General features: G+C 36.1%; 6 protein-coding genes. All 6 read left to right on the forward strand.

What is annotated here, in order from left to right; all coding sequences use genetic code 11:
* The first annotated feature begins 110 nt into the window (after positions 1 to 110).
* The 6 genes from ACPDHL_RS11005 (at position 111) to murI (ending at position 6,906) form a co-directional block, all read left to right on the forward strand.
* Positions 111 to 791, forward strand: a complete 681-nt coding sequence (locus tag ACPDHL_RS11005; protein WP_430532806.1) for a DUF6089 family protein — start codon at positions 111 to 113, stop codon at positions 789 to 791.
* Complete coding sequence (locus ACPDHL_RS11010; protein WP_430532807.1) at positions 792 to 1,532, forward strand: isoprenyl transferase; 741 nt, start codon at positions 792 to 794, stop codon at positions 1,530 to 1,532.
* Between the two features lie 11 nt (positions 1,533 to 1,543).
* Complete coding sequence (locus ACPDHL_RS11015; RefSeq protein WP_430532808.1) at positions 1,544 to 4,210, forward strand: BamA/OMP85 family outer membrane protein; 2,667 nt, start codon at positions 1,544 to 1,546, stop codon at positions 4,208 to 4,210.
* Between the two features lie 29 nt (positions 4,211 to 4,239).
* Positions 4,240 to 5,511 (forward strand): OmpH family outer membrane protein, encoded by a 1,272-nt coding sequence (locus tag ACPDHL_RS11020; RefSeq protein WP_430532809.1) that lies wholly within the window; start codon positions 4,240 to 4,242, stop codon positions 5,509 to 5,511.
* A 37-nt stretch (positions 5,512 to 5,548) separates the two neighbouring features.
* On the forward strand, positions 5,549 to 6,064 hold the full coding sequence (locus ACPDHL_RS11025) for an OmpH family outer membrane protein (protein ID WP_430532810.1): 516 nt from the start codon (positions 5,549 to 5,551) through the stop codon (positions 6,062 to 6,064).
* A gap of 62 nt (positions 6,065 to 6,126) precedes the next feature.
* On the forward strand, positions 6,127 to 6,906 hold the full coding sequence (gene murI / locus ACPDHL_RS11030) for a glutamate racemase (protein WP_430532811.1): 780 nt from the start codon (positions 6,127 to 6,129) through the stop codon (positions 6,904 to 6,906).
* Positions 6,907 to 7,106 lie beyond the last annotated feature (200 nt).

Raw genomic sequence — 7,106 nt, forward strand, 5'->3', positions numbered from 1 at the left:
ATTACATTTATTTTTTATTACTCATTTTTGTTTGAATTTGTTAGAACAAAAACTTTTTTTTCAAACAAAGAGAATTCATTATTATTATATTTGTGAATTATTTTAACAAAATGAAAAAGGCTTTACTTACATTTATCACACTGCTTAGCATGCCTTTAGCACACGCTCAGATCCATGAGGTGGGCTTTGGTTTAGGTGGCACAAACTATGTCGGAGACATTGGTTCTTCTCAGTTTATCAATCCTACAAATCTAGGCTATAACGTTTTTTACAGATGGAATAAAAGCCCACGGCATTCCTATCGCGTGAGTTTCAGTCAACAAAAGTTAACTGGTAACGATGCTGATGCTTCAAGCGAAAGCAGAAAAGCAAGAGGGTTGCGTTTTGATAATACCATACAGCAACTGAGTTTAGGTCTTGAATTTAATTTTTTTGAATTCGATTTACATCAGGAAAATTTTGCAATGACTCCCTATTTATATGCAGGAGTGTCTGGAATTCGCTATAATGACTTATACTTTAGAGGTTCAAGACTCACTAAAGGAGACAAGAAGTACACAGCAGCAATTCCCTTTGCTGCAGGAATGAAAATCAGAGTTAATCCTCAAATTAATATTAATGCAGAAGTTACTGCGACTTATAGTTTTACAAATAACCTTGATGGAAGCTACCCTTCCGAATCTAAATTGGAAAATTTTCGATTTGGAAAAAACGGAAATGATTGGTTTTTCTATTCTGGAATTACAATAAGTTATACTTTTGGACATAATCCTTGTTATTGCGCAGATTAAATGAAATTGAAAGAACAAATTAACATGAGCAATCTACCAAAGCATATTGCAATTATCATGGATGGCAATGGTAGGTGGGCCAAACAACGCGGTTTCCTTAGAACAATTGGACATGAAAATGGAGTCAAATCTCTGAGAACCACGCTAACTACATGCAGAGAATTAGGTATTGAACACTTGACACTCTATGCCTTTTCTACTGAAAATTGGAATAGACCCAAATATGAAGTAGACAAGCTAATGGAATTACTTGTGAAATCGCTCGCGAAAGAACTCCCTACTTTTATGGAAAACCAAATTGCTCTTAATGCAATTGGAAATCTAGAATTACTTCCAGAAAAAGTACGCCAAAAATTGGTAGCAACAATTGACAAAACGAAAGAAAACAAAAGGATGACTGTAACTTTAGCACTAAGTTATGGCTCCAGAGCAGAAATAATACACGCAATTAAGGAAATTTCTATTAAAGTTAAAAATAATATAATTTCAGAAGACAGTATTGACGAATCAATTATTAATGAGCATCTTTACACGCATAATATGCCTGATGTTGATTTGTTAATTCGCACCAGCGGGGAGCAGAGAATTAGTAATTTCTTACTCTGGCAGATCGCTTATGCTGAATTGTACTTTACGGAGGTATTATGGCCAGACTTCTCTGAAGACGAACTTTATCGATCGATTATATCGTATCAACAAAGGGAGAGAAGGTATGGAAAAACTAGTGAACAAATTAAATAAAAACGAAAATAATGTTTCAAAAAGGCATCTCACTTTTTGCCCTGTTTATTGCAGGTCTAATTTGTAGCAGTGCTCAAGCACAACAAGGGGACTATATTCCTACTCTAGAAACCCCTAAAACATACATTTTAGGAGATATAAAAGTTACCGGTAAAATCAATTACAACCCACAAACGGTTGTTACTTTTACAGGGTTAAGTAAAGGACAAAAAATTGCTGTTCCGGGAGAAGAGATTAGCGATGCTTTGAAAAAACTTTGGAAACTTGGTTTCTTTAAAGACATCAACATTTACGAAACATCGGTTGTTAATGATACGATTAATTTAGAATTGTCTTTGAACGAATTACCTCGTTTAAGCTCAGCTAAAGTAAAAGGGTATAAAAAAGCAAAATCAGAAACGGTAATCAAAGAAGCTAAATTGACAAAAGGAAAAATTGTCAACGAGAACTTGCTTTCTACAACCAAATACTACCTTTTAAACAAGTACAAAAAAGACGGATATTACAATACCAAAGTAACCCTAAACACAGTACCTACCGATTCAACAGGTCGTTATGTCGATTTAATCGTTGGGATTGACCGTGGTAAAAAGGTGCGTATTTCGGATATTACCTTTGACGGAAATCAGCAATTAACCAATAAACAATTGCGTAAAGCTTTAAAAGACACGAAAAAACGCAGTCCTTTTAATCCGTTGCGTATCTTCAAACCTTCTAAATTTATTCAAACAAAATATGAAGAAGATTTGGATCGTTTGGTGGATAAATACAAAGAAAAAGGATACCGCGATGCGCGTATTCTTACAGATACAACTGCATATGATCCTAAAACCAATCGCATTGCGATTAACATTGATGTAGAAGAAGGAAACAAATACTATATTGGTGATATCCGCTTTATCGGAAATACCGTCTATACCAATAGCCAACTGAATAACGTATTGGGAATTGGAAAAGGAGAAGTCTACAATGGCGTTTTATTAAATAAACGAATCAACGATCCTGCAGATCCAGATGGTTACAACTTAACTAACCAGTACCAAAATAATGGTTATCTCTTCTCTAACATTACCCCAGTAGAGGTAAAAACAGCGAATGATACGATTGATTTCGAAATCCGAATCACAGAAGGCCCTATTGCGCGTTTCAACAATATTACCGTACGCGGCAATGAATATACGCACGATCACGTTATTCACCGTACATTGCGTACTAGACCAGGTGAAATCTGGAGTAAAGCAATGGTAATGGAAACAATGCGTCGACTAGGACAATTAAATATTTTTGATGCTCAAGCTATTGTTCCAGATATCCAAAATGCGGATGCAGCTTCAGGAACAGTAGATGTAGAATGGTCAGTAGCTGAAAAGGGATCAAGTCAAGTTGAATTACAAGGAGGTTACGGTGGAGGAGGTTTCATCGGAACCTTAGGATTGTCATTTAACAACTTCTCTTTGCGCAATATTTTCAATAAAGAATCTTACAATCCTTTCCCTATGGGAGATGGCCAATCTTTAGCCTTGCGCTTACAAGGAAGCTCATACTTCCAAACCTACAGTATTAGTTTCTCTGAACCTTGGTTGGGTAAAAAGAAACCAGTTAACCTTTTCGGTACCATTGCCTATAGTAAACAAAACTTATACGATTACTACAGCAGAAGAACAGACCGCAGTAGAGGATTTGACATTACAACAATTAACCTAGGGGTTGCCAAGCAATTAAGCGTTCCTGATGATTATTTCGTTTTGTCACATACGTTGAGTTTCCAATACTATGATATGAAAAACTACAACACTGGACTTTTTACATTTGGTGATGGTTCTTCGAGAAACTTAGCATATGAAGTTGAATTAAGAAGAGATAACCGAGGAATGGATCCAAACTTCCCTACTTTCGGTTCTTTCTTTAGTATCAGTGGTAAATTTACTCCACCCTATTCCTTATTCAACAACGTTGATTATAAGAATCTTGCCAACCAGCAAGAATACAAATACAAATCAAGACCTGGACAAGTGGATCCCAATACTGGTTTAGTTATTCCAGAAGGAACTTACTTAAATGCATCAGGTCAACCTGTAAGTAATTGGCAAGATGCGACTGCTGATGCTAGTAAAGTGGATCAAAAAAGATTCAACTGGTTAGAATTTTACAAATTAAAGTTCAAAGGAGACTGGTATACCACAATTTATGATAAATTAGTATTTAGAACAGTTGGGGAATTTGGTTATATGGGTGCCTACAACAACAACCGTGGTGTTGTACCGTTTGAGCGTTTCTACGTTGGTGGAGATGGATTGGCAAACTTCTCTTTAGATGGACGTGAAGTGATCCAATTAAGAGGGTATAAAAACCAAGCTTTAACACCAATCAATCAAAACGGAGAACAAATTGGAGGTACGATATACAATAAATTCACCCTAGAATTACGTTATCCTATTACACTAAAACCAAGTGCATCTGTTTATGTATTGTCATTTGCAGAGGCTGGAGCAGCATTCGATTCATTCAAAGAATACAATCCATTCGATTTAAAACGATCTGCTGGATTAGGTGTTCGCGTGATTATGCCAATGTTTGGTCTCTTGGGTATTGACTTTGGATATGGGTTTGATGCACCTCCAGGATTACGTGAGAAAAACGGCTGGGAGGTTCACTTTATCCTTGGACAACAGTTTTAGTGATACACTTTGCTAAAATTTAACAACTTATGAGGTATCTTTTTATTTTTTTAATCAGTATTTTTGGTTATTCCTTTTCCTTTGCACAAGGAGGGTCTGCTCGAGTTGCCTATATTGATATGGAACTAATCTTGCGACATGTACCAGAATACACCGAAGCAAGTGCGCAACTATCGACTCGTGCTGAAGGTTGGAAGCAAGAAATTGACAAGAAAAAGGAAGATATAAAAAACCTCAAAACAGCTTTAGCCAATGAACGCGTTTTATTGACACGTGATTTGATTAATGAAAAAGAGGAAAGTATTAGCGAACTCGAAGACGATCTTTTAAAATATCAACAAAAATATTTTGGTACTGATGGCGAATATTTTTCGCAAAAAATTAGTTTAGCTAAACCGATTCAAGATCAGGTTTTTGCGATGGTTCAGGATATTGCTGAAGCGAGAAAATACGATTATGTATTAGACAAAAATGCAGAAACTACGATGTTGATAGCAGACAAACGTTATGATATTAGTAACTTAGTCATTCGTCGTATGACCTCAGCACGCAGAAAGCAAAACATGACTGCAGAACAAGTAGAAGCAGTTGAGCTAGAAGAAAAAGAAGAGGATGCGATTGCACTTAGACAAAGTAGACGGGAAGAACAGCAACGCAGACGCGAAGAGGCTGAACGTCAAATGCGCAAGGAACAAAAAGAGGAAAAGCAGCAAAAACAGCAAGACAAAGAGCAAAAAGAGCAGTCTACAAAAGAAGACATGCTAAAAAGCCAACAAGAACAGAAGCTGAAAGAACTGGAAGAAAAAAGAGAAGAAGCGGAACGCCTTAAACAAGAAAAAATCGAAGCTCAAAAACAATTACTTCAACAGAAACAAGAGGAGATTGAAAAAAGAAAGCAAGAAGATAAAGAAAAGCGAGAGCAACTTCAACGCGATAGAGAAGAACAAATCAAGCAGCAACAAGAAGAAGCTGAACGAGTAAAAGCAGAACGCGAAAGAAAACAACAAGAAGAAAAAGAACGCCGACGCTTAGAAGCTGAGCAGCAACAAAAAAACGACAAGAACGACGAACTTGAAAAGCTTATTGCTGAACGAAAAGCTGCAGAAGAAAAACGCAGAGAAGAAGTCGAACAAAAGAAAAAAGACGCTTTAGAACAACGTCGTAAACAAATAGAAGAAACGCAGCGCAAACAAGAAGAAATTAAAAAGCGTGTGCAAGAGGAACAAGAAGAAAAACGCAGAAAAATGCTTCAAGAACAAGAAGAAATGAAAAGACAAATTGAAGCCGCAAGAAACAAATAATTAAGTAACAAGTAAAATAATATAAAAAACGAATACAATGAAAAAAATGAAATCCTTATTGATTGCAGCAGTAATGTTTTTTGGCGTTAGCGCAACAACAGCAACAGCGCAAACTAAAGTTGCACACATTGATGTTCAAGCTTTAATTACAGTAATGCCTGCTATGAAATCAGCGGAGGCAGAACTGAAAGCATTAGGTGAAAAATATCAAAAAGAATACGAAACAATGGTAACTGAGTATCAAACTAAAGCTCAAAAATACCAAACAGAAGCTGCTACAGTAGGTGATGCAGTAAACGAAGAAAGACAAAAAGAAGTTGAAGGTCTTCTACAAAGAATTCAACAGTTCCAAACTACAGCTGGACAAGAATTACAAAAGAAAGAAGTTGATTTAACTCAACCTATTTTTGAAAAAGCAAGAACAGCTATTCAGAAAGTTGCACGTGCACAAGGTGTTCAATACGTATTAGACTCTTCAATGGGATCTGGTGTCTTATTAGCTGACGGTACAGATTTAGCTGCTGATGTTAAAAAAGAATTAGGTATAAATTAATTTTACGATTATACACTGAAAAGTCCGTTTTTATGACGGACTTTTTTATTTTTGTTCTACTTATGAAAAATACAAATCCAATAGGACTTTTTGATTCTGGTATAGGTGGAACCACAATATGGCAGGAAATAAACAAACGAATGCCAAATGAAAACACTGTTTTTTTAGCAGATCAAAAAAATGCACCTTATGGCACCCAAACCAAAGAAGCCATACTTGCGTTATCACATAAAAACGTCAAACACCTCGTTGATCAAGGGTGTAAAATTGTTGTTGTTGCTTGTAATACCGCAACAACAAATGCAATTGACGAACTACGAGCTTCCTTTAGCATTCCCATTATTGGAATAGAACCAGCAATCAAACCTGCTTCCCTTCTAACCAAAACCTCAACAATAGGCGTTTTAGCTACCAAAGGAACTATTACAAGCGATTTATTTACCGCCAAGCTCAAACTATATCCTAACGTAAAAATAATTGAGCAAATAGGCTATAATTTAGTTACACTCATCGAATCGGGAAAATTAGAGTCTCAAGAAATCAAAGATCTCTTGAAACGGTACTTAATCCCCATGGTTGAACAAGGAATGGACACCCTCGTACTTGGATGTACCCATTACCCCTATTTAAAACCAATCATCAAATCCATTATTCCCGATGATATCCTAATCATTGATTCTGGTGAAGCCGTTGCCAAACACACGCAAAAAATATTGGAGCAAAACAATTTACTCAACGACAGTATAACTCCTGGCACCTGTATTTTTTATAGCAATGTGGATACTACTGTTTTAAAAACGTTTATTCCCTCCCATCATCTCGTTCGAGAAATTCAATTCTAACAATAAAAAAAAAGCATAGTGATTTCTCTATGCTTTTTTTTATTGGAAATAGGTAAGTGGTAAGTGGCGAATGGTAAGTGGTGAGATGTATGCTCATTCATCACTCATTCCATCACTCATTCCTGTACGTCCCTGACATAGGTTGACCATAAAAATTCAATTTTCCTATGAAAGTCAACGTTCAACAAATTAAAAAAAAT

The organism is Myroides sp. C15-4 (assembly GCF_050522745.1).
Lineage (GTDB): Bacteria > Bacteroidota > Bacteroidia > Flavobacteriales > Flavobacteriaceae > Flavobacterium.

Excerpts from the sequence above, each read along its gene's own strand:
- ACPDHL_RS11025 (WP_430532810.1), top strand. The coding sequence starts at position 5,549 with ATGAAAAAAATGAAATCCTTATTGATTGCAGCAGTAATGTTTTTTGGC.
- ACPDHL_RS11015 (WP_430532808.1), top strand. The coding sequence starts at position 1,544 with ATGTTTCAAAAAGGCATCTCACTTTTTGCCCTGTTTATTGCAGGTCTA.
- murI (WP_430532811.1), top strand. The coding sequence starts at position 6,127 with ATGAAAAATACAAATCCAATAGGACTTTTTGATTCTGGTATAGGTGGA.
- ACPDHL_RS11005 (WP_430532806.1), top strand. The coding sequence starts at position 111 with ATGAAAAAGGCTTTACTTACATTTATCACACTGCTTAGCATGCCTTTA.
- ACPDHL_RS11020 (WP_430532809.1), top strand. The coding sequence starts at position 4,240 with ATGAGGTATCTTTTTATTTTTTTAATCAGTATTTTTGGTTATTCCTTT.
- ACPDHL_RS11010 (WP_430532807.1), top strand. The coding sequence starts at position 792 with ATGAAATTGAAAGAACAAATTAACATGAGCAATCTACCAAAGCATATT.